19 protein-coding genes and 3 pseudogenes are annotated in these 20,481 nt (G+C 70.8%); 10 read left to right on the forward strand and 12 right to left on the reverse strand.

The window, feature by feature from the left end:
- Positions 1–140: 140 nt before the first annotated feature.
- Both AC07AB_RS32945 and AC07AB_RS32950 read right to left on the reverse strand, forming a co-directional pair.
- The gene (locus tag AC07AB_RS32945) at positions 141–434 is read right to left on the reverse strand and encodes a DUF3039 domain-containing protein (RefSeq protein WP_078643842.1); all 294 of its coding nucleotides are present in this window, start codon (positions 432–434) and stop codon (positions 141–143) included.
- Between the two features lie 30 nt (positions 435–464).
- Positions 465–1,058, reverse strand: a complete 594-nt coding sequence (locus tag AC07AB_RS32950; protein WP_478574816.1) for a YqgE/AlgH family protein — start codon at positions 1,056–1,058, stop codon at positions 465–467.
- 308 nt (positions 1,059–1,366) lie between these two features.
- On the opposite strand from AC07AB_RS32950, the gene murA reads away from it, so the two are divergent.
- Positions 1,367–2,710 carry a UDP-N-acetylglucosamine 1-carboxyvinyltransferase gene (murA, locus tag AC07AB_RS32955; protein ID WP_478574819.1) on the forward strand — a complete coding sequence of 448 codons (1,344 nt, stop codon included), beginning with the start codon at positions 1,367–1,369 and terminating at the stop codon, positions 2,708–2,710.
- 248 nt (positions 2,711–2,958) lie between these two features.
- On the opposite strand, the gene AC07AB_RS32960 is transcribed toward murA, so the two are convergent.
- The 5 genes from AC07AB_RS32960 to AC07AB_RS32980 all read right to left on the reverse strand — a co-directional run bounded on the left by AC07AB_RS32960 (position 2,959) and on the right by AC07AB_RS32980 (position 9,496).
- Positions 2,959–3,240 (reverse strand): HU family DNA-binding protein, encoded by a 282-nt coding sequence (locus AC07AB_RS32960; RefSeq protein ID WP_069811080.1) that lies wholly within the window; start codon positions 3,238–3,240, stop codon positions 2,959–2,961.
- 324 nt (positions 3,241–3,564) lie between these two features.
- The gene (locus AC07AB_RS32965) at positions 3,565–4,998 is read right to left on the reverse strand and encodes an NAD-dependent malic enzyme (RefSeq protein WP_478574821.1); all 1,434 of its coding nucleotides are present in this window, start codon (positions 4,996–4,998) and stop codon (positions 3,565–3,567) included.
- Positions 4,999–5,674: 676 nt separating this feature from the next.
- The gene (locus AC07AB_RS32970) at positions 5,675–8,158 is read right to left on the reverse strand and encodes a HelD family protein (protein ID WP_478574824.1); all 2,484 of its coding nucleotides are present in this window, start codon (positions 8,156–8,158) and stop codon (positions 5,675–5,677) included.
- Positions 8,159–8,267: 109 nt separating this feature from the next.
- Positions 8,268–8,990: a zf-HC2 domain-containing protein gene (locus AC07AB_RS32975; protein WP_478574826.1), complete on the reverse strand. Its 723-nt coding sequence runs from the start codon at positions 8,988–8,990 to the stop codon at positions 8,268–8,270.
- Positions 8,987–9,496 (reverse strand): sigma-70 family RNA polymerase sigma factor, encoded by a 510-nt coding sequence (locus AC07AB_RS32980; RefSeq protein ID WP_478574973.1) that lies wholly within the window; start codon positions 9,494–9,496, stop codon positions 8,987–8,989. The genes AC07AB_RS32975 and AC07AB_RS32980 overlap by 4 nt, the downstream gene beginning before the upstream one ends.
- A 328-nt stretch (positions 9,497–9,824) precedes the next feature.
- On the opposite strand from AC07AB_RS32980, the gene AC07AB_RS32985 reads away from it, so the two are divergent.
- Entirely contained in the window at positions 9,825–10,016 is a 192-nt protein-coding gene (locus AC07AB_RS32985) for a hypothetical protein (RefSeq protein WP_478574829.1), read from the forward strand.
- 152 nt (positions 10,017–10,168) lie between these two features.
- On the opposite strand, the gene AC07AB_RS32990 is transcribed toward AC07AB_RS32985, so the two are convergent.
- From AC07AB_RS32990 to AC07AB_RS33000, 3 genes are all read right to left on the reverse strand, one after another.
- Positions 10,169–10,771 (reverse strand): CGNR zinc finger domain-containing protein, encoded by a 603-nt coding sequence (locus AC07AB_RS32990; protein ID WP_478574832.1) that lies wholly within the window; start codon positions 10,769–10,771, stop codon positions 10,169–10,171.
- A gap of 124 nt (positions 10,772–10,895) precedes the next feature.
- Entirely contained in the window at positions 10,896–12,044 is a 1,149-nt protein-coding gene (locus AC07AB_RS32995; protein WP_478574835.1) for a uroporphyrinogen-III synthase, read from the reverse strand.
- Between the two features lie 114 nt (positions 12,045–12,158).
- Entirely contained in the window at positions 12,159–12,563 is a 405-nt protein-coding gene (locus AC07AB_RS33000; RefSeq protein ID WP_478574838.1) for an ATP-binding protein, read from the reverse strand.
- Between the two features lie 112 nt (positions 12,564–12,675).
- On the opposite strand from AC07AB_RS33000, the gene AC07AB_RS33005 reads away from it, so the two are divergent.
- The 4 genes and pseudogenes from AC07AB_RS33005 to AC07AB_RS33020 all read left to right on the forward strand — a co-directional run bounded on the left by AC07AB_RS33005 (position 12,676) and on the right by AC07AB_RS33020 (position 14,814).
- Positions 12,676–13,500 carry a helix-turn-helix domain-containing protein gene (locus AC07AB_RS33005; RefSeq protein ID WP_478574841.1) on the forward strand — a complete coding sequence of 275 codons (825 nt, stop codon included), beginning with the start codon at positions 12,676–12,678 and terminating at the stop codon, positions 13,498–13,500.
- Positions 13,497–13,739, forward strand: a pseudogene (locus AC07AB_RS33010) (DUF397 domain-containing protein); the annotation flags it as partial. The gene AC07AB_RS33005 and the pseudogene AC07AB_RS33010, both read left to right, overlap by 4 nt.
- A gap of 132 nt (positions 13,740–13,871) precedes the next feature.
- Positions 13,872–13,982, forward strand: a pseudogene (locus AC07AB_RS33015) (DUF397 domain-containing protein); the annotation flags it as partial.
- Positions 13,983–14,124: 142 nt separating this feature from the next.
- Positions 14,125–14,814 (forward strand): antibiotic biosynthesis monooxygenase, encoded by a 690-nt coding sequence (locus AC07AB_RS33020; protein ID WP_478574844.1) that lies wholly within the window; start codon positions 14,125–14,127, stop codon positions 14,812–14,814.
- Positions 14,815–14,915: 101 nt separating this feature from the next.
- On the opposite strand, the gene AC07AB_RS33025 is transcribed toward AC07AB_RS33020, so the two are convergent.
- Positions 14,916–15,431, reverse strand: coding sequence for a hypothetical protein (locus AC07AB_RS33025; protein ID WP_478574846.1), 516 nt, complete (start codon positions 15,429–15,431; stop codon positions 14,916–14,918).
- Between the two features lie 103 nt (positions 15,432–15,534).
- Between AC07AB_RS33025 and AC07AB_RS33030 the strand changes: the two genes are divergently transcribed.
- A complete protein-coding gene (locus AC07AB_RS33030) occupies positions 15,535–16,263 on the forward strand; it encodes a TetR/AcrR family transcriptional regulator (RefSeq protein ID WP_478574849.1) in 729 nt (242 codons plus the stop codon).
- A 110-nt stretch (positions 16,264–16,373) separates the two neighbouring features.
- On the opposite strand, the pseudogene AC07AB_RS33035 reads toward AC07AB_RS33030, so the two are convergent.
- Positions 16,374–16,567, reverse strand: a pseudogene (locus AC07AB_RS33035) (NF041680 family putative transposase); the annotation flags it as partial.
- 515 nt (positions 16,568–17,082) lie between these two features.
- Between AC07AB_RS33035 and AC07AB_RS33040 the strand changes: the two are divergent.
- From AC07AB_RS33040 to AC07AB_RS33050, 3 genes are all read left to right on the forward strand, one after another.
- Positions 17,083–17,424, forward strand: a complete 342-nt coding sequence (locus AC07AB_RS33040; RefSeq protein WP_478574976.1) for a hypothetical protein — start codon at positions 17,083–17,085, stop codon at positions 17,422–17,424.
- Between the two features lie 88 nt (positions 17,425–17,512).
- Positions 17,513–18,199, forward strand: coding sequence for an ABC transporter ATP-binding protein (locus tag AC07AB_RS33045; protein WP_478574852.1), 687 nt, complete (start codon positions 17,513–17,515; stop codon positions 18,197–18,199).
- A gap of 89 nt (positions 18,200–18,288) precedes the next feature.
- Positions 18,289–20,460, forward strand: a complete 2,172-nt coding sequence (locus AC07AB_RS33050; protein ID WP_478574855.1) for an ABC transporter permease — start codon at positions 18,289–18,291, stop codon at positions 20,458–20,460.
- Positions 20,461–20,481: the final 21 nt, after the last annotated feature.

Here is a 20,481-nt window from a genome sequence, read left to right on the forward strand (position 1 = left end):
ACGCCCCCCCCCCCCCCCCCCCCCCCCCCCCCCCCCCCCCCCCCCCCCCCCCCCCCCATCCCCCCCCCCCCCCCCCCCCCCCCCCCCGGGCCCGCTGAAGCCTTCGACTGTCTCCCGCGGCTGTCTTCCGCGGTCCGCGGCTACTTCTTGTCGCCGCCCTTGCCGTCCTTGCCCTTGTCTCCGCCGGTGTTCATACCTTCGAAGATTTCCTTGCACATCGGGCAGACCGGGTACTTCTTCGGGTCGCGCCCCGGGACCCAGACCTTCCCGCAGAGGGCGACGACCGGTGACCCGGAGAGCGCGCTCTCCATGATCTTGTCCTTCTGGACGTAATGGGCGTAGCGCTCGTGGTCGCCGTCGCCGTTCGACACCTGCGGCGTCGGCTCTACGAGGGTGCCGGTCCCTGCCCCGCGTTCGGGCTCAAGAGTGCTCATGGTTTCCAAGGGTACTCAAGGCGGGCGCGGTCAGTTGAGGCTCGGGTCGTCCGGGTACGTGGCGACCATGGCCAGTTCGTTGCGCTGGCGGCGCAGCACCGACCGCCACAGCCGCTCGGGGTCCGGCGAGGAGACGTCGCCCGGCTCGGACTCCACCACGTACCAGGCCCCCTCGACCAGCTCGTCCTCCAGTTGACCCGGCCCCCAGCCGGCGTAACCCGCGAAGATGCGCAGTGAGCCGAGCGCCGCGGCCAGCAGCTCCGGCGGGGCCTCCAGATCGACCAGGCCGATCGCGCCGTGCACGCGCCGCCACCCGACCGGCCCGTCGCCGAGCACGGCGGCGGTCCCCTTCTCCTGGGCTTCTCCGGGCACCACAGCCACGCCCAGCGCCGAGTCCAGCGAGACCGGCCCGCCCTGGAAGACGACGCCGGGCTCGCCGGCCAGCCCGGCCCAGGGTTCGAGGATGTCGCCGACGCCGACCGGGGTGGGACGGTTCAGGACGACCCCCAGCGAGCCCTCGTCGTCGTGGTCGAGGAGCAGCACCACCGCGCGGTCGAAGTTCGGGTCGGCGAGCGCCGGAGTGGCGACAAGCAGCCGTCCTGTGAGGGAGGACACCTCGGTCATGAGCACATGATCCCGCATTTCCGGGCGCGGCGGGGGGTGGACGGCGAGTCCGGTACGGTCCGGGCCCGACGGCGTGGTCAGGGGCGCCCGGAGCTGCCGGTACGGGGGACGCGGCAGAGCATCGAGAGGGCTGGGAGGACCCCGGTGCAGCGGCCGCGATGTTCATAACCGTTCGTTTCTGTTGGGCAACAGAGCGTGTTGTGACAAAGCCATTACGTCCTGGAAGCCCCCTTGTGCACACTGGCGCCCTCCCGGGTCGCATTACGCTTTCTTCTTGGCCCCCGCCCAACTCCAGGAACGCGAGATCCATGACCGGCACTGACGATGTACTGCTCGTCCACGGCGGCACTCCGCTAGAGGGCGAGATCCGGGTCCGCGGCGCGAAGAACCTCGTGCCGAAGGCCATGGTGGCCGCGCTGCTCGGCAGCGGCCCGAGCCGGCTGCGCAACGTGCCCGACATCCGGGATGTGCGCGTCGTGCGCGGGCTGCTGCAACTGCACGGCGTGACCGTGCTTCCGGGTGACGAGCCGGGCGAGCTGGTGCTCGACCCCTCGCACGTGGAGAGCGCGAACGTCGCGGACATCGACGCCCACGCCGGTTCCTCGCGCATCCCGATCCTCTTCTGCGGCCCCCTGCTGCACCGGTTGGGCCACGCCTTCATCCCCGGTCTGGGCGGCTGCGACATCGGCGGCCGGCCGATCGACTTCCACTTCGAGGTGCTGCGCCAGTTCGGCGCGACGATCGAGAAGCGGGCGGACGGCCAGTACCTGGAGGCGCCGCAGCGGCTGCGCGGCTGCAAGATCCGGCTGCCGTACCCGTCGGTCGGCTCGACCGAGCAGGTGCTGCTGACGGCCGTACTGGCGGAGGGCGTCACCGAGCTGTCGAACGCGGCCGTGGAGCCGGAGATCGAGGACCTCATCTGCGTACTGCAGAAGATGGGCGCGATCATCTCCATGGACACGGACCGCACGATCCGGATCACCGGTGTGGACCAGCTGGGCGGCTACAACCACCGCGCCCTGCCGGACCGCCTGGAGGCGGCCTCCTGGGCGAGCGCGGCGCTGGCGACCGAGGGCAACATCTACGTGCGCGGCGCGAGCCAGCGCGAGATGATGACGTTCCTCAACACGTTCCGCAGGGTCGGCGGCGCCTTCGAGATCGACGACGAGGGCATCCGGTTCTGGCACCCGGGCGGCTCACTCGACGCCATCGCGCTGGAGACGGACGTGCACCCCGGCTTCCAGACCGACTGGCAGCAGCCCCTGGTGGTGGCGCTGACGCAGGCGTCCGGCCTGTCCATCGTGCACGAGACGGTGTACGAGTCCCGGCTGGGCTTCACCTCCGCGCTCAACCAGATGGGCGCGCACATCCAGCTCTACCGCGAGTGCCTGGGCGGCTCGGCCTGCCGGTTCGGGCAGCGCAACTTCCTGCACTCCGCCGTCGTCTCCGGCCCGACCAAGCTGCAGGGCGCGGACCTGGTCATCCCCGACCTGCGCGGCGGCTTCTCGTACCTGATCGCGGCGCTGGCGGCCCAGGGCACGTCCCGGGTGCACGGCATCGACCTGATCAACCGCGGCTACGAGAACTTCATGCACAAGCTGAACAACCTCGGCGCCAACGTCGAGCTGCCCAATGGGGCGCTCCCCGCGTAGCGAGGCCCCCGAGGGCGCGCGTCCACAGGCCCGCAGGCCCGCCTGCGGGCCCGCGGTGCGTGCGGGCCCGGCCCAAAGCGCGCGTCGGCCCACAGCGCCGCCCGGACGCCCGCACAGCCCGCACAGCCCGCACGCCGCCCGGAGGCCCGTAAGCCGCCCGGACGCCCGTACAGCCCGTACGGCCCGTAGAGACGCCAAAAGGGCGGCCACCCTCCCGTGGGAGGTGGCCGCCCTTTTCGCTTGGGGTCTTACTTACCCTTGGCGGCTTCCTTGAGCTTGGAGCCCGCGGAGACCTTCACGCTGTAACCGGCCGGGATCTGGATGGGGTCGCCGGTCTGCGGGTTACGAGCGGTGCGAGCGGCACGGTGGGTGCGCTCGAAGGTCAGGAAGCCGGGGATGGTGACCTTCTCGTCGCCCTTGGCGACGACCTCACCGACGGTCTCGGCGAGTGCGGCCAGAACGGCGTCGGCGTCCTTGCGGGTCACCTCGGCACGCTCGGACAGAGCGGCCACCAGCTCACTGCGGTTCATTTTGTACTCCCGTGTTCTTCTTGCCAATGAGGCGTGAGATCGAAGCCGATGCTGCCAGGGCCCTCGGACAGTCCCCGGACCCGGGTCTGCTGCCAGACCCTCGCGCCCGAATACGCATCCTGCCCCCACCTGTGGCGGGAAAGCCAATCCGGCACCCAGGAGAGTCACACGGATAGCGCCACTGCCTCAAAGTCGTGACGCTCCGTCTGCTCCCGGCAGCGCACCGCAGGGTTCGCGTCAGGGCTTTGACCGTATTTCTGCGGTCAATTCTGCCCGCCACCCTATGGGGGCGTTGCGGGCGGCGCGCCATTCGACGCGCCGAGGTCAGGCGGTCGTGGTGCCTGTCACAGCCACGCCGGCCGCCTTGGCGGCATTGCGGACCGCCCCGGCGACATCTCCGGCGACCCGGTCGTTGAATACCGAGGGGATGATGTAGTTCGGGTTCAGTTCCTGTTCCCCGACGACATCGGCGAGCGCACCGGCGGCCGCCAGCATCATCTCGGTGTTCACGGTGCGGGACTGGGCGTCCAGCAGGCCGCGGAAGACGCCCGGGAAGACCAGCACGTTGTTGATCTGGTTCGGGAAGTCGGAACGGCCGGTGGCGACCACCGCGGCGGTCCGGCGGGCGACGCCCGGGTCCACCTCGGGGTCCGGGTTGGCCAGCGCGAAGACGATGGCGTCGTCCGCCATGGCGGCCACGTCGTCCCCGTTGAGCACGTTGGGGGCGGAGACGCCGATGAAGACGTCCGAGCCGACCACAGCCTCCTTGAGGGTGCCTGTGACGCCCTCCGGGTTGGTGTTGTCGGCGATCCAGCGCAGCGCGGAGTCCGGGTCGGCGTCGACGAGGTCCGTGCGGCCCGCGTGCACGACGCCGTGGATGTCCGCCACGACGGCCCGCTTGACGCCGGCCGCGAGGAGCAGCTTCAGGATGGCGGTGCCGGCCGCGCCCGCGCCCGACATCACGACGCGCACGTCGCCGATGGACTTGCCGACCACCCGCAGCGCGTTGGTGAGGGCGGCGACCACGACGATGGCGGTGCCGTGCTGGTCGTCGTGGAAGACGGGGATGTCGAGGGCCTCGCGCAGCCGGGCCTCGATCTCGAAGCAGCGCGGCGCGGAGATGTCCTCCAGGTTGATGCCCGCGAAGCCGGGGGCGATGGCCTTGACGATCTCGACGATGGCGTCGGTGTCCTGGGTGTCCAGGCACAGCGGCCAGGCGTCGATGCCCGCGAAGGTCTTGAAGAGGGCCGCCTTGCCCTCCATGACCGGCAGGGCGGCCATGGGGCCGATGTTGCCGAGCCCGAGCACGGCGGAGCCGTCCGTGACCACCGCGACGCTGTTGCGCTTGATGGTCAGGCGGCGGGCGTCCTCGGGGTTGTCCGCGATCGCCTGGCAGACGCGGGCGACGCCGGGCGTGTAGACCATCGAGAGGTCGTCGCGGTTGCGGATGGGGTGCTTCGACGACATCTCGATCTTGCCGCCGAGGTGCATCAGGAACGTACGGTCGGAGACCTTGCCGAGCGATACGCCCTCGATGCCGCGCAACTTCTCGACGATCTCGTCCGCGTGCGCGGTGGAGGTCGCGGCGATGGTGACGTCGATACGGAGCTTTTCGTGGCCGGAGGCGGTCACGTCGAGGCCGATCACGGATCCACCGGAGGACTCCACGGCGGTGGTGAGCTGACTGACGGCCGTCCCGCTCGCGGGGACCTCCAGCCGGACCGTCATCGAATACGAGACGCTAGGCGCCGTTGCCATGGCCGACTTCCTCTGCTTTCCCTTATGTCACTTGGTACGTCACCGGGGCTCAGAGCCGGGGCGCGCTGTCCGATCGTCCCACCTACCGGCTGGTATACGGTAACCAGCCTCGGATTTCGGAATCGGCATTTCACGATGCGAGATGGCCCGGAACCGGAGGTTCCCCTGCGGGCCTTCCGTCGCCTCGTCGCACGACGATCCTCCTACCACCCCTCGAACGCAGAACGGGCGCCCCTCCCAGTAGCTGGAAAGGACGCCCGTTCCCGACGTTCAATGACACCGACCCGCCATGCTCGCCTCGCGGCAAGTGGTCGCTCGTAGCGACGATGGTTGGGCCCGGGGGCTTGGATCGGGCCGGTGCCACACCCAGGCTAACAAAGAGTCCCGGGAAGTGATTCCTGTAGCGGAAGTTCGTTTCGAACCAGTCCGCCGACGGGCTGCACCGCGGCCCGGACCGACCCGCCGCACGGGCCTGACCACCCGCCGTACGGGCCGTCCCGGCGTACGAACTGACCCGCCGTCCGGGGCCGTCCCGCCGTACGGACCGACCTGCCGCACAGGCCGACCCGCCGTACGAACTGACCAGCCGTACGGACCGACCCGGCGCACGGGGGCCGACCCGCCGCACAGGCCGGACCACCATCCGCCCCGGACCCCCGCCCCGCCCACCCCGCCGTCAGTCGCGCAGGAGGTCCGGCACCCCCGCCCCGTCCGGCTCGTCCCGCTCGCCCGACAGCACCGTCAGCCGCTGCGTGGCACGGGTCAGCGCCACGTACAGCACCCGCAGCCCGGCCGGCGACTCGTCCGCGATCTCGGCGGGCGAGACCACGACCGTCGCGTCGTACTCCAGCCCCTTCGCCTCCAGGCTGCCCAGCGCCACCACCCGGTCGCCGAGCCCCTTGAGCCAGCGCCGCGCCTGGTCGCGGCGGTTCATCGCCACGACCACGCCCACCGTGCCGTCCACGTCCTCCAGCAGCCGCCGCGCCTCCTCGCGCACCGCCCCGCCGAGTTCGCCCTCCGCCACCGCGAACCGCGGCTCCACCCCCGTGGAGCGGACCGCCGCCGGGGACTCCATGCCGGGCATCGCCAGCGCCAGGACGCGCGCCGCCAGCTCCGCGATCTCCGCCGGGTTGCGGTAGTTGACGGTCAGCTGGAAGCGGCGGCGCGGGCGGCTGCCGAGCGCCTCGTCCCGGGCTGCGGCGGCCTCCTCCGGATCGGACCAGGAGGACTGCGCGGCGTCGCCGACGATCGTCCAGGTGGCGTGCCGGCCGCGGCGGCCGACCATCCGCCACTGCATGGGCGTGAGGTCCTGCGCCTCGTCGACGATGACGTGCGCGTAGTCCGTACGCTCCTGGGCCAGCCGCTCCGCGCGCTCGCGCCGCGACTCGACCCGCTCCGGCATCAGCTCCTCCAGGCCGGTGAGCTGGTCCAACGGGTCCAGCTCGCGCGGCCGCTTGGGCCGGGCCGGGGCGCCGAGCAGGGTGTGCAGCTCGTCCAGGAGCGCCACGTCGTGCACGGACAGCGGGCCCTGCCCGTCGGCGTCCAGCCGCCGCAGCGAGCGGGCCAGGGCGCGGACCTCGCGCGGGTTGAGCACCCGGCGCGAGAAGCGGCCGAGCTGCCGCTCGTCGGCCATGGCCACCAGGACCTGACGCGGGGTCAGTTCTGGCCACCAGCCGGTGAGGAAGCCGGTGAAGTCGTCCTCCGAACTGATGTCCTCGTCGAACGCCTCGCGGGCCTCCGCCGCCAGCTCCGGGTCGGAGTAGCGCCTCGGGCCGCCGGTCTTCGCCCACAGCGCGTCGAGCAGCAGGCGGCGGGCGCGCGGGCGCATCAGGTTCAGGGGCGCGGTGCCGCCGAGGACGCTGCCCCGGATGCGGCGCAGCTCCTCCGCGTCCAGCTCGACGCGCTCGCCGAACGCCACCACCCGCAGCCGCTCGGGCGGCCCCGCCGCGGCACCGCCCGCGCCGTCCCCTCCGTCCACTCCGCCCGCGCCGTCCGCCTCCGATTCGAGCTCCAGGTCCGCCAGCGACAACTGCCCGTCAACGGAAGCGGCAGAAGCAGCGGAAGCGGCAGAAACGGCGGAGACAGCAGAAGCAGCGGGAACGCCCCCGGCCCGCGGCAGGTCCAGCGCCCCCCGGGCCGCCTTGCGGAGGACCTTGAGCATGCGCGAGGAACCCTTGATACGGGCCACCGCCGGCGTGTCGTACGTACCGGCCTCGGCGCCCTCCACGAGCGAGCCCACCGCCCGGATCGCGACCTGCCCCTCCTCGCCGAGCGACGGCAGCACGCCCTCGGTGTAGGCGACCAGGAGCGGCGTCGGGGAGACGACGAGGATGCCGCCCGCGTACCGCCGCCGGTCCTGGTAGAGGAGGTACGCGGCGCGGTGCAGGGCCACGGCGGTCTTGCCGGTGCCCGGCCCGCCCTCGACCTCGGTGACGGAGGCCGCGGGCGCGCGGATGACCATGTCCTGCTCGGCCTGGATGGACGCGACGATGTCGCGCATGGTGTGGCTGCGGGCCTGCCCCAGCGCGGCCATCAGCGCGCCGTCGCCGACCACCGAGAGGTCGGACCCGCCCAGCGTCGCGGTCAGCTCGGGGCGCAGCAGGTCGTCCTCGACGCCGAGGACCCTGCGTCCCTTGGAGCGGATGACGCGGCGCCGTACGACCCGGCCGGGCGCGACCGGCGTCGAGCGGTAGAAGGGCGCGGCGGCGGGCGCGCGCCAGTCGATGACGAGCGGGGCGTAGTCCGCGTCGAGCACACCGATCCGGCCGATGTGCAGCGTCTCGGCGATCTCCGCCCGGTTCTCGCGCACGGCGTCGGCGGCGGGCTCCACGGAGGTGTACGCCCCGTCGGGGCCCTTCTTGCCGTCCTCGCCGAGGAGCAGGTCGATGCGGCCGAAGAGGAAGTCCTCGAACTCGCTGTTGAGCCGATTGAGGTGGACCCCGGCGCGGAACACTTGCGCGTCCCGCTCGGCGAGTGCGCCGGGCGTGCCGACCTGGCCGCGTTTGGCGGCGTCGTCCATCAGGAACTCGGCCTCGTGGATCTTCTCCTCAAGGCGTCGGTACACCCGGTTCAGATGCTGTTGCTCGACACCGATCTCGCGGTCCCGGACTCCGTCCCGCTCCGTCGCTGTCTGCGCGTGCGCGGCGTTCTGCGCGGCCACCCAAGCCCCCTTCTGCTGTGCCTAGGGCAGCCGTCGAGCGTACGCGAACAGAGGTGGTGAGCGCACCTGTCAGGACATGGGCGGTTTCTGCGGACTCGGACGGCGGTGTTCAGATCTTGACGGACGCGAGGCGTTTTCCGTCGAGCGTGCGGACGTCGAAGCGGGCGATCTCGTCGCGGTTCATGGCGGCGCCGCCATGGGTGTAGAGCGGCTCCTTGTTCCACTTGGCCGAGCCGCCGGGCACCCCGTAGCCCCCGTCCGGGACGGACCAGGTGGTGACGGTCTCCTCCTCGCCGCCCTTGCCGACGGCGATCAGGTCGCACTTGAGCGGCCCTTTGACGTTGCCGAGCTTGAGCGCGACATGGGTGCCCCAGGGCTTGGGCTGGAGCGAGACGCTGGCGTCGACCTTGGTGACCGGGTCGACGGCGGAGACCTTCTCCCCGTCGTCGTACATCTGCCGGGCCGCGCTGACCGAGGAGTGGCCGCCGCCGTCCTGCTGGCTGAGGGCCAGGCCGAGCAGCGGGCCGGAGACAATCAGGGCGACGGCCGCGGCGACGAGCCACAGCCGCCGGGTGCGGCTGGTGCGCCGGGCGGCGGTGACCTCGCCGAGCAGCCGGTCGAGGACCTCCGGCCCCGGCCGGGCGGTGAGCACGTCGGGGTCCGGTGTGGATTCCTTGAGGTCGGCGAGGAGCGGCGAGAGCCCCATGAGGTCTTCGAGACCGGCCGCGCAGCGGTCGCAGTCGGCCATGTGCTCCTCGAAGCGGGCCGATTCCGCCTCGTCGAGGACGCCCAGCGCGTAGGCGGCCGCATCGGTGTGCGCCGGCTGGGTCATGCCGTCACCCCTCGTTCCTCCAGGGAGAGCTTCATCGAGCGCAGCGCGTAGAAGACGCGGGATCTGATCGTCCCGGCCGGCACGCCCAGCTCTTCGGCCGCCTCGTTCACCGTGCGTCCCTTGAAATAGGTCTCGATGAGGGCCTCTCGGTGGGCGTCCGTGAGGTCGCCCAGTGCGTCGGAGATGGTCATCAGCCGTAGTGCCCGGTCGATCTCGTCGGCGGCCGGGACCAGTTCCAGCGGTGCGGGGTCCACCTCTTGCGGACGGGACTGCCGGCTGCGGTGCCCGTCGATGACGATGCGCCGCGCGACGGTCACCAGCCAGGGCCGTGCGGAACCCGTGCCGCGCCGCAGTTGGTCGGCGTTGCGCCAGGCCCGTAACAGCGTCTCCTGGACGACGTCCTCCGCGCGTTGGCGGTCACCCGCCACCAGGCGGATGACGAAGGCGAGGAGCGGCCCGGCGTGCTCTTCGTAGAGCGTCCGTATGAGCTCCTCGTCGGGAGACATCCTGTCGGCCACGACGGCATCCTTGCGCACGCCTTCCCCCGGGTCGATAGCGCGAGTGGAAGTTCCTGGACTCCGGTCGTCCACCGGGCCGTTGGCCGTGACCAGCGTCGCCGGTGACCTTGAGTACGGGCGCGGCCGGCGCCTGACTCAACGCCCGGAGAAAAATCTCGAAAGGCATTCCGCATACGTACGGGAATGCGGGCGCGTTCAGCCGGACCCCTGTGATTCAGCCCTCAATCCGCGATTGAACCGAGTGGCGGTCGGGGTCCGTACGACAGCCCGAACAGCCGGTGCGGAAGCAGCGGCTCGGCCGGGGGGGAGGTCCTCGATGAACCGCTTCACCGTCGTAGTGAGCACCGCCGAGGCAGCCGCCGCGACGGCGGTGGAGGCGACCTCCACCGTCGGGGCACCGCGCCCGAACACCCGCGGCGAGGCGTCCCCGGCCGACGCGTGCGACCCGGCGCGGCGCCCCGCGGCCTCGGTGCCGTACCGCGTAGACCGCCTGTTCGCGGGCGAGTAGCCCGCACCCGGAACCGGTCCCTTCGGGGCCCTTCCCGCGCAGCCCCCGGCCCCCCGACCGGGGGCTGCGCCATGTGCGCGACCCCCGTGCCGGAGCGGTCCTCGGCTCCCCTGCTCGGGACGCCCGCGACCCCTCAGGACGCCCGCGACTCCTCAGGACGCCTGCGACGCCACCGCCCGCCGCCGGTGGCGGGCCACCCGCTCGCGGTTGCCGCACACCTCGCTGGAGCACCAGCGCCGCCGCCGCCCGCGCGAGGTGTCGAGGTAGACCAGCGAGCAGGTCTCCCCCTCGCACTGCCGCAGCTGTCCGCGCGCCACGGGATCGGTGAGCAGGTCCACCGCGTCCCGCGCTATCCGGCTGAGCAGCGCCCCGCAGTCGGGCGTGCCGACGCCCGTACGGACGAGGGTGCCGTCGGACGCCCGTACGGCCCGTACGACGGGGGGTCCGGTGGAGGCGAGCGCGTTGAGCCGTTCCAGGTCCGGGTCGGCTGCGCCGCCGCCGACCTCGGCGTGCACGACGCGGTGCAGAAGGGCTCTGGCCGCGTGGAAGCGCCCCAGCCAGCCGGTGTCCACCGCTTCCAGGCCCGTGCCGCCGGGCACCAGACCTGCCCCGGCGAGCCACGCGCACAACCGTTCAGGGGTGTCGAGCCGTTCGACCGGCTCCTCACTGAGCCGCCCGCCGACCGTGGCCACGAGATCCAGGCACAGTCGCCCGGAGTCGAAGCGCAGGTCGTAGGAGGCCGTAACCGCCGCCATGTTCCTGTCACCCTTTCGGTGTGGGGGGATGCACCACCCCAGAGTGCCCCCCGACGCCTGCGCCCGGAACCCCCGGTCACAGGCCGGACCGCCGGGCGGCAGCGCGCCCGGCCACCGGTGGGAACTACTCCCGCCCCTCCTCCACCACCAGCCGGTATCCCCGCGTGGCGACCGTCTGGATCAGGTCCGGCGCACCCAGGGAGGCACGGAGGCCGGCGACCGCCGTTTCGACGGCGTCCCCGGCACCGTCCGCGCCGGGCAGCGCGGCGAGCAGTTCGGCGCGCGGCACGACCCGGCCGGGCCGCCCCGCGAGCACCCGCAGCAGGGACATCCCCGCAGGCGGCACCGGGCGCGCCGCGCCGTCGACCAGCGCTGCCCGCCCGAGAACGGCGAGCCGGTGACCGGCGACGTCCAGCCCCCGGGCCCGGCGCGGCAGTTCATCGGACACGAGCTGTACGAGCGGACCCAGCCGGAAGCGCTCGGGGTGGAGCGAGGGCACCTCGCGCTCGGCCAGCGGCTGCGCGGTGACCGGCCCCACGCACGCCACCAGCGTCTCGGCGCGGAACGCGGCCAGCAGCCCCGCCGTCACACCGCGCCGCTCGGCGCGGTCGAACAGGCCAGCCACGGCGGGCGCGCTGGTGAAGGTGACGGCGTCCACGGTACGGGCGAGAACCGCGTCCAGCAGCCGGTCCACAGGCCCGGTGTCCTCCGGCGGCAGCCAGCGGTAGACCGGCACCGCCACCACCTCCGCACCCGCCGCCCGCAACGCCTCGGTGAAATCGGGCAACGGCGCGCCGTGCAACTGCACGGCCACCCGCCGCCCCGCCACACCCCGCGCCAGCAGCCGTTCGAGGACGCCCGCCATCGACTCGGACGCGGGCGAGAAGTCCTCCCGCAGTCCGGCCGCCCGGATCGCGCCGCACACCTTGGGCCCGCGCGCCAGCAGCTCCGCCCCGCCAATCCGCTCCAGCAGCACCTCGCCCAGCCGCCACCCGTCGGCCGCCTCCAGCCAGCCCCGGAACCCGATGGCGGTGGTGGCGACCACGACATCGGGGCCGCGCTCGATCAACTGCCGTGTCGCCTCGCGCAGTTCGGCGTCATCCGCCAATGGAACCGTACGCATCGCGGGCGCGTGCACGACCTCGGCCCCGCGCCGCCGGAGCAGCGTGATCAACTCCTCGGCCCGCCGCGCGGCGGTCACCGCGACCGTGAACCCGTCGAGCGGCACCCCCTCCCGCGCGCCACCACGTCGCTGCCGCTCGCCGTCATCCATGGATCTTCCCCGCCTCGTCCCGGTACCTCCCCTATCTCTACCGCCAACGACGACCGGAAGCGGAGCCGACCCCCTCAACCACACCCCTCACACCCCTCACATCTCTCACGCCTCTCACACCACGAACTCGCACCACACCACCTTGCCCGGGGTCCGCTCGCCGACGCCCCACTTGTCGGACAGCACCTCGACCAGGAACAGCCCCCGCCCGCTCTCCGACGCCGACGACGCATCCGTACGGGCGCGGGGGTACCCGCCGCCGCTGTCATGGACCTCCAGCCGCAGAACACCATCGGCCGACAGCCGCAGGAACAGCCGAAAGCCACGTCCGGGCGGCACACCGTGCAGCAGGGCGTTGGTCGCCAGCTCACTCACGCACAGCAACAAGTCCTCGGCCCGCTCCCGCACCCCCCAGTCGGCGAGCGCCTGCCACACGAACCCCCTCGCCAACGGCACCGACCGCTTCTCCCGACGGTAGAACCGCTCGCGCTGGACAGAAGGTTGGATGTTTTCGTTCATGCGAAAAAAGTGGCAGCGAGTAATTACTGTGGGACAGTGCGTTATCCCGTACAGATGCGCCGTACGGGCTCACTTCCGCTCAGGTACTACCCCGGACGGGGAGTTGGTCGCCATGCACCCACGCAGGAAGCCGAAGAAGCAATCCACCGCCATGCGGCTCGTCGGCGCGCAAGTCGCACTGTTCCGCGTCAACGCCGGACTCACACAGGCCCGCCTGGCCGACCGCCTGGGCGTCGCCGAGGAGACCATCGCATCAATCGAACAGGGGCGTCGACCCCTACTGCCCGATCTCGCACAGCAGCTGGACGACTTGCTCAACACGGGCGGGGCGCTGTGGGTGGCGGTGGAGAACATGCCGGATCGGGATCGATACCCGGTGTGGGCACAGGAGTTCGTGGATTACGAGCGGGACGCGATCGCCCTGTCCTGGTACGAGAACGTGGTGCTCCCTGGACTACTCCAGACCGAGGCGTACGCCCGCGCTACCTTCCGGAGTAACGTCCCGCAGCTCAGCGAGGAAGAGATCGAACTCCGCGTTGCCGCTCGCCTGGAACGCCAAGCAGTCCTGCACCGCAAGCACCCCGTCACAGCGAGCTTCGTCTTTTCCGAGGCCGTCCTGATGGACCGCCTGGGCGGCCAGAGCGTCACACGGGAACAGCTTCAGCATCTGCGTGCGTGTTCGGCTCTGCCCGGCGTATCGATTCAGATCATGCCGTTCGGCCGCGAGATCCACGCGGGGCTCAACGGCCCCTTCGTCCTGCTGGAGACACCAGACCATCAGCACCTCGGCTACACCGAAGCACAGCGCGGAAGTCAGCTCGTCACCGACCCCGATGAGGTCAGCATCCTCGCGCAGAAATATGGAATGCTGCGTACACAGGCTCTCAACACCGAGGAGACCGGACGCCTGTTGGACCGGCTGCTAGGAGAAACATGATCGACGATCTCATGTGGTTCAAGTCCAGCTACAGCGGCGACGAAGGCGGCGCCTGCCTCGAAGTCGCCTACGAGTGGCGTAAGTCCAGCCATAGCGGCGACGAGGGCGGCAACTGCGTAGAAGTCGGCTACGACTGGAACAAGTCCAGCCACAGCACCGAAGAAGGCGGCAACTGCGTCGAGGTCGCCTACGACTGGAACAAGTCCAGCCACAGCGGCAGCGAAGGCGGCGCCTGCGTCGAGGTCGCTTACGGCTGGAGCAAGTCCACCCACAGCACCGACCAGGGCGGCAACTGCCTCGAAGTGGCCTACGACTGGAACAAGTCCACCCACAGCAGTGACCAGGGCGGTGCCTGCCTCGAAGTCGCCGCCTGCCAGGCAGCCGTCCACGTCCGCGACTCCAAGGTTCCCGACGGCCCGCACCTCACCCTCTCCCCCGGTGCCTGGTCGGCCTTCACCGCCTTCGCGCGGCACGCCGCCTGACGAACCCGGCTTACCTGGAGCGACTTCAAGGATGTGACGCGGGGCCCGAGGCCCGAGGCCCTGGCCGAACGGCGCATAGAGGCGGGCGGCGGGCAAGGGCGGGGCTTGACTTCAACTGTTGTTCAAGTTTGATGCTGGGCGCATGACTTCTTCAAGCACCCCGGCTCCCCGCCCGCAGCGCCCGTTCCCCGACTTCACCCGGACCGACGCCGGTACGGCCCTGGTCAGCGAGTGGCTGACCGGCACCCCCGAGCGCTCCCGCGCCGCCGCCGACGCGGCCCTCGACCAGTGGCAGGGCCTGGATCTGCCCGAGGAACTGCTCTCCCTCACCAACTTCGTCGCCGTCGACGGGGACAGCGTCCTGCACTACGCCCAGTGGACCAGCGACGAGGCGCACCGCGCGTACATGAAGGTGCACCGGCCCGCCATGATCGACCGTATCGACGCGGACATCCCTGGCATCGAGCGCCCCGGCCTCACCCGCTACCGCCACTACCGCAGCGTCGTCGCCGAACGGACGTCGCCGCCCGGCGTGCTGATCGCCGTCCGCCTGGAGGCGGAGAGCGATCAACTGCGGCGGGAATGGGTCGACTCGATCGCCGACACCGCCGGGCAGGAGGCCACGGCGGGCCTGCTGGCCGCGCATTTCCACCTCGCCCAGGATGGCCGCGGCATCCTCAATCTCGCCGAGTGGACGGACGTCGAATCGCACGTCGCGGCGCTTGAGTCACCGACCTGGCGACGCTGGCAGAGCGCACTGGCCCAGTCGGGCGGCGTCCGCTTCGACGGCTTCAAGCGCTACTACCCGTACCGGAGCCTCCCGGTGGGCTGATGGACCCATTCAGCCACTGGCTCCGGCCTCGGCGCGGCATGCCCGGGGGCCGGGGGGGGCGGCGGGCCGGCGGGCCGGGGGCAGCGCCGCTTCGTTCCTGTTCAGGTGAACAGGGTGGCGATGCCCCCGGTGAGCAGTCCCACGACGATGATCAGCGGGCTGCCTTTCAGGGCGGCGGCGAGGTGGAATCGGAGGTCGCGGTACTCGGCCATGCCCTCGGTGCCGGGGAGCGCCAGCAGGCGGGGGCGCAGCCCGGCGAAGATGATCCAGTCGAAGACGACCAGGTCCCAGACCGCCAGCGTGGCGAAGACGAGGGCGGCGCAGACGGCTGCGGGCAGGAACGTCAGGCCGCCACGGAGTGCGCCGTCGAGGCCGATCATCGCCCCGGTCATCAGGGGGAGACCGCAGACGGCCCAGATGAACACGCCGAAGAGCACCGCTACTCGTCGGCCGCGGGCGCTCTTGGGTCTGCCGTACCGGCGCTGGATCGCGGGCGGATAGTCGTTCAGCAGGAAGTCCCGGCTCATGGCCGATCCGGCGAATACCGCCGCGGTGAACAGCACGCTGAGCACCAGCCCGTACCCCAGGCCGTACCCGAGGACCGCCGACCACTGCATGCCAACCTCCGAAGGGTTCCCGAATCTCGGTAAGCGTGACCTAACCTTCTATCGCGCCTAAAGTCAACGCACTGTGAAGTTCAAGGTTGGTTAGGATGCTGCCGTGGCAGAAGCAGACGGCGCCGAGACGCTCGCGGCATCCCCGGGAGAGGATGCGGCCAGGGGCCGGAAGCGCCCGGAGTTCCGTAAGGGCCGGCCGACTCTGACCAGGGAGAGGATCGCTCGGGCCGCCCTGGAGATCTTGGGTGAGTCGGGACCGGCGGAACTGACGATGCGCGCGGTCGGCGCCCGCCTCGACGTGTCGCCGCGGGCCCTCTACAACTACGTGGCCGACCGACGCGACCTGCTCGGGGAGATCGTCGCCGTCTGCCAGAGCGACCGGCCCCAGCCCCAGTTGGACGCCGGCCGCTGGCAGGAGAGCCTGCGGACCTACTGCCGGGATCTGCGCGCCTGGTACCGCGCGCACCCCGGAATGACGGCGCTCGCCCGCGCCGAGGACCTGACCCCGTTCGCCTCCGCCGATCTGCTGCGCCCGGACGACCTCCTCGTAGGGTTCTTCCTCGACCTCGGACTCTCCCCGCGGAACGCCTACCGGGCCTGGTCGATCACCGTCCTCCAGGTCTCCGGGTTCGCGGAGGTCTGGGACGCCTGGCACGACCGGCCGCCGCCCGGCCCGGACCCGGCCGCGTGGACCGGCGTACCGCCGGACCCGGCGGCTGGGGAACTCCCCCACCTGCGCCGCGTCGCGGCCGAAGCCGCCGCCGAGCCCCCGGACGTCCTGTTCGAATCGGTCCTGACCATGCTCATCGCGGGAGTGGAAGCCATGAGGTGACCCCCCTGCACCTGGTCGGCGCGAGGGCCCGTACGAACCCCGAGTACGGACCGCGTACGGGCTCGGCTCCGCTCGCTGAGCGCTCCGGCCGTGGAGTGCGCGTCCGGGTCCGGGTCCGGGCGGGAAGGTTTCGGTGCACCAGCCGGAGAGCGGGTCTTCGTACGTGCGCAGGCTCCTGAACCCTCGACGGGCCCGGGCAGGCGTGAGCTTGTTCGGCGGTACCGGCCTCTCCCAGTGGGTCGGTGGCCGGCGAGCGCACGAGGCGGAGCTCGGCACAGGCGGCGATCAGCAGCCAGGCCCATCGGTGGCCGCCTCCGACAGGCGATGCCGATCGTGGTGCCGAGACTTCGGAATGCGGTCGACCACGCCGCTACGCGTCCGCCGTTCAAGCCAAATGACGAAGGTCGGCCCGCCGGTGTGCGGAGCCGGATACGGCGTGGAATGGCACCGGTTGGCCGTGGTCGGACCAAGGTTCCGAGACCGCAGGTTGAGACGTGCCGCACCTGTTGCGTTGATTGTCCGAGGAGAGTCCGTTTGTGGGTTGGCACAGGTCAAACGGACCATAGCGTTCAGGCATTCGATGTGCCGATGATGTTTTGGCCATCGGTGGTCGACTCTGTTGCCGGTGCCCTCGGTAGCAGGCAACGTTCACGTCTTACGCGGCGGCGCGAGTACCAATTTGCTCGCCGGGCGAACCCCCAAAAAACGTCACGCCGCCCAAAGCCCGGACCTGACGGTGCGTCAAGGGGCCACTCTGTCCCATGGACACCGCTAAGTGGCCAATGCCCCCAAGTGGGTCTACGGAGGGGAATCGTGAGCATGTCCAGGACCAAGATGTTCGCCGTCGCAGCTGTTACTGGTGTGGCGATTCTCGGTGCGACGCCAGCGTTCGCGACCAACATGGACAGGGGTCGGACCGGAGTGTCCGCCTGGAGCCACGGCGCCAACGGGCAGATCGCCGTCAAGGACACCAAGGGCGACAGCCACGAGGTGTACGCGAATTACGACCGGAAGTACAACGAGAACCTTGAGCTGCGTAACAGCAGCGGCAACGGGACCACGTCCTACAGCGCCAACGACACAGGCAACCCTGTCCGGAACCTCCAGGCGTGTGTGGCGATCAACTTCTCGCCGGACGACTGCACCAGCTGGTGGAACTGACCGAGCGTGACGGGGGCGGCGCTCAGGTGCCGCCCCCGTTGGGTCCTGCCGTGACCTGCGGCAGGAAGCGAACGGGGCTTCGGAGAGCATGAACGAACCTGTGTTGCGCGTGAGAGGGCTTGACCACGCCGTGGGCGAGCGACGGCTCTTCGAGTCGCTGGACTTGGAAGTGCAGCCAGGCGAATCTGTGGCGATCATGGGGCCGAGCGGATCCGGGAAGAGCACTCTGCTCTCCTGCGTCCTGGGGTTGATCCGTCCCGGCACTGGTGCGGTCGAGGTCGCCGGCACGGACATCACCGCTCTACGCGGTTCGCCCCTGGCCCGTCATCGCAGCAGGCACATCGGCATGGTCTTCCAGTTCGGTGAACTGCTTCCTGAACTATCGCCCCTCGACAACGTCGCGCTGGCGGCCCTCCTCGCCGGAGTCCCGCGGCGCGACGCCTACCGTCAAGCGGCCGCGCTCCTCGCCGAGTTGGACGTTCCGAACGCGTCCTCAAGTGCGCACATGTCCGGAGGAGAGCGCCAGCGCACTGCGGTGGCTCGCGCCCTCATCAACTCCCCCGCTCTGCTGCTCGCGGACGAGCCGACGGGCGCCCTGGACACCGAAACCCGGGACCGAGTGGCCGACCTCTTGTTCAGCATGCCCGCACGCCACCATTGCGGGCTACTCGTGGTCACCCATGACGGCACCATCGCCCAGCGCGCCGACAGGACGCTCGCCCTGACCGGCGGCGCACTTTCGACGGCGAACGGCACTGGAACGGGTGCCCGGTGAAGGAACGCGGAGTCAGCGGACAGCTGATGCGGGTGGGCAGGGCCGCCGACCGCAGGGCCGAGGCAGGGCGGGTCCGGTTCATCGCGCTCATGGCAGCTACCGCCCTGCTGGCGCTCGGAGTCGCCGCCATGATTACCACCCACGCCAGCTACGAGGGACAGGCGGAACGGGGCATCGCGCGCAACCCGATCACACAGGAGGACCGTCCAGGCATCCCCGCGGCAGCCTTGTGGTCGACGTCCACCGACTCCGTACCCGGCGGCGGGCTCTTCTCCGTCGTGTTCATCGCCCCCCTGGCCCCGGATGCGCCGCTGCCTCCCGGCCTCTCCGCCTGGCCGGCCCCAGGACAAGCCGTCCTGTCCCCCCGGCTGCGCCGGGTCGGAGCCGAAGACGGCATCACCACGCGCTATGGGCACGTCGTCGCACAGATAGGTACCGCAGGTCTCGAATCGCCCGACGAACTGCTGGCCTATATCCATCCGCGGGCCGAGCTGCCGAAGGACCGAACCCTGAACATCGTGGGATACGGCCGTCCCGCGCGTATTACGCCCGTTCGCGTGGGCCAGCTCGACTACGCCAAACCCGAGTGGACCTTCCAGATGATGCCGGCTGTACTGCTGCTGCTCCCCGTTGCGGTCCTTCTGGTTGTCGCCGCGCGCTCCGGTTCCCACAGCCGTGACCGCCGCACAGCGCTGATCGACGCCCTCGGTGGCACGCCCCGCGCACGCGCCCTGATCGTCTTGGGCGAGGTCAGCCTGCCGGTCCTGGCCGGGTCGCTGATCTCCGCAGCGGTAGTGACCGCATTCTGGTCGACTGATGTGCGCGTGCCGACGACCGGCTTCGTCGTCTCGGCGGGTGATGTGCGTGCCTGGTGGTGGGAACTGCTGCTGGGCGTGGTGGCCTCTGCCGCGGTGGTTGTCGCAGCGTCCGTCGCCGCGAGCCGGATCTCTCGCGCTACTGGGGGGAACCGTCCTGCGGGCGCTCGGCGCCCGCCGACCCGCTGGGCGATCCTCTGCCCGGTGTTCTTGCTGATCGCCGTACGCGGGCCGGACTTCTTCGCCGCGGGAACAGCCGCCAACGTACTGGTCAACTGGGTCGGCGCAGCGGCCACCCTGATCACTCTGCCCGCTGCCATCGCCTTCCTGACCGCCCGGCTCGGACGCCTGATGAGCAGCACGGGCCGCCGGTACGGGCTCCCCGGCCTCTTGGTCGCCGGACAACGCGTGACGGCGCACCCGGGTCCCGTGGCCCGTATGACGGCGGCGGTCGTGGTCTCACTCGGTCTGCTCATCCAAGTCGTGGCGTGGCAAGGGCTGTTCGGCGAGACCGCGCGGGACGCACAGGCGACCGTCGACCGGATCGGGAGCAGCGCCCTCTTCGTGCGACCTGGCACGGCCGCCACGCCGCGGCAGATGGGCGACTTCGTCCGCCGCCTGCCTCCCACGGAGCAGGCGGTGCAGCTCATCAGTGACGTCGAGCAGTCGGCCGTCACTCTTCAGGGCACCTGCCAAGGACTGACAGCGCTCCAACTGCCCTGCGACCGAAAGCCCGCCACGCTCAGCGGCATGCCCAAGGACCCGCGCGTCCGCGAGGTCATCGACTGGAGCGCCTCCGGCAGCACCACCGTGATCGTGCGTGAGCTCTCCCGGCTCGGCGGCTCATCGGCATGGGCATGGGCATCGACATCGACATCGGCATGGGCATCGACATCGGCATCGGCATCGGCATCGGCTGAAGTGCCGCCCACCATTCTGGTCTCCGTGGACGGACACAACCTCGATGCATCCGCGCTGAAACAGCTCGCCTACCAGGTGTTTCCCAAGGGTGCCGCCATCAACACGCCCGGCGGGGAGTGGCTTCTGGCTGGTCAGCTCAAGCGATCCCAGGGACAGTGGATCACCTTCTTCGGATTCATTGGCATCCTCGTCCTGGCGGGCGCGTCCGTCATCAGCGGCACCGCCGAATTCCTGCGCAACGGCCGCGCCCTCGCGCCGATCAGCGTTCTGTCGGGAAACCGCCGCATCTACTGGAGTACCGCCGCCTGGAGCCTCCTGGTCCCCTTCGCCCTGGCCGGCAGCGCAGGCTGCCTCGTCGGAACCTGGCTGGCGTACCCCAAGACAGCCGACGGCTCCTCCTTCATCTCCGGGTCATTCCTCGCCGCCTGCGCAATGGGCGTATCGGCGATGGGCCTCCTGGCCGGCGGATGGGGCGCCAAAGTCGCAGCTCGCCAGGCAGCTGCCTGGCGGCCCCGCGGTGACTAGCCGCGGGGGTGTCTGAGGAGT

The sequence above is a fragment of the Streptomyces sp. NPDC044033 genome (assembly GCF_056434425.1).

Excerpts from the sequence above, each read along its gene's own strand:
- AC07AB_RS32945 (WP_078643842.1), bottom strand. The coding sequence starts at position 434 with ATGAGCACTCTTGAGCCCGAACGCGGGGCAGGGACCGGCACCCTCGTA.
- AC07AB_RS32950 (WP_478574816.1), bottom strand. The coding sequence starts at position 1,058 with ATGACCGAGGTGTCCTCCCTCACAGGACGGCTGCTTGTCGCCACTCCG.
- murA (WP_478574819.1), top strand. The coding sequence starts at position 1,367 with ATGACCGGCACTGACGATGTACTGCTCGTCCACGGCGGCACTCCGCTA.
- AC07AB_RS32960 (WP_069811080.1), bottom strand. The coding sequence starts at position 3,240 with ATGAACCGCAGTGAGCTGGTGGCCGCTCTGTCCGAGCGTGCCGAGGTG.
- AC07AB_RS32965 (WP_478574821.1), bottom strand. The coding sequence starts at position 4,998 with ATGGCAACGGCGCCTAGCGTCTCGTATTCGATGACGGTCCGGCTGGAG.
- AC07AB_RS32975 (WP_478574826.1), bottom strand. The coding sequence starts at position 8,990 with ATGACCCAGCCGGCGCACACCGATGCGGCCGCCTACGCGCTGGGCGTC.
- AC07AB_RS32980 (WP_478574973.1), bottom strand. The coding sequence starts at position 9,496 with ATGTCTCCCGACGAGGAGCTCATACGGACGCTCTACGAAGAGCACGCC.
- AC07AB_RS32985 (WP_478574829.1), top strand. The coding sequence starts at position 9,825 with ATGAACCGCTTCACCGTCGTAGTGAGCACCGCCGAGGCAGCCGCCGCG.
- AC07AB_RS32990 (WP_478574832.1), bottom strand. The coding sequence starts at position 10,771 with ATGGCGGCGGTTACGGCCTCCTACGACCTGCGCTTCGACTCCGGGCGA.
- AC07AB_RS32995 (WP_478574835.1), bottom strand. The coding sequence starts at position 12,044 with ATGGATGACGGCGAGCGGCAGCGACGTGGTGGCGCGCGGGAGGGGGTG.
- AC07AB_RS33000 (WP_478574838.1), bottom strand. The coding sequence starts at position 12,563 with ATGAACGAAAACATCCAACCTTCTGTCCAGCGCGAGCGGTTCTACCGT.
- AC07AB_RS33005 (WP_478574841.1), top strand. The coding sequence starts at position 12,676 with ATGCACCCACGCAGGAAGCCGAAGAAGCAATCCACCGCCATGCGGCTC.
- AC07AB_RS33020 (WP_478574844.1), top strand. The coding sequence starts at position 14,125 with ATGACTTCTTCAAGCACCCCGGCTCCCCGCCCGCAGCGCCCGTTCCCC.
- AC07AB_RS33025 (WP_478574846.1), bottom strand. The coding sequence starts at position 15,431 with ATGCAGTGGTCGGCGGTCCTCGGGTACGGCCTGGGGTACGGGCTGGTG.
- AC07AB_RS33040 (WP_478574976.1), top strand. The coding sequence starts at position 17,083 with ATGTCCAGGACCAAGATGTTCGCCGTCGCAGCTGTTACTGGTGTGGCG.
- AC07AB_RS33045 (WP_478574852.1), top strand. The coding sequence starts at position 17,513 with ATGAACGAACCTGTGTTGCGCGTGAGAGGGCTTGACCACGCCGTGGGC.
- AC07AB_RS33050 (WP_478574855.1), top strand. The coding sequence starts at position 18,289 with ATGGCAGCTACCGCCCTGCTGGCGCTCGGAGTCGCCGCCATGATTACC.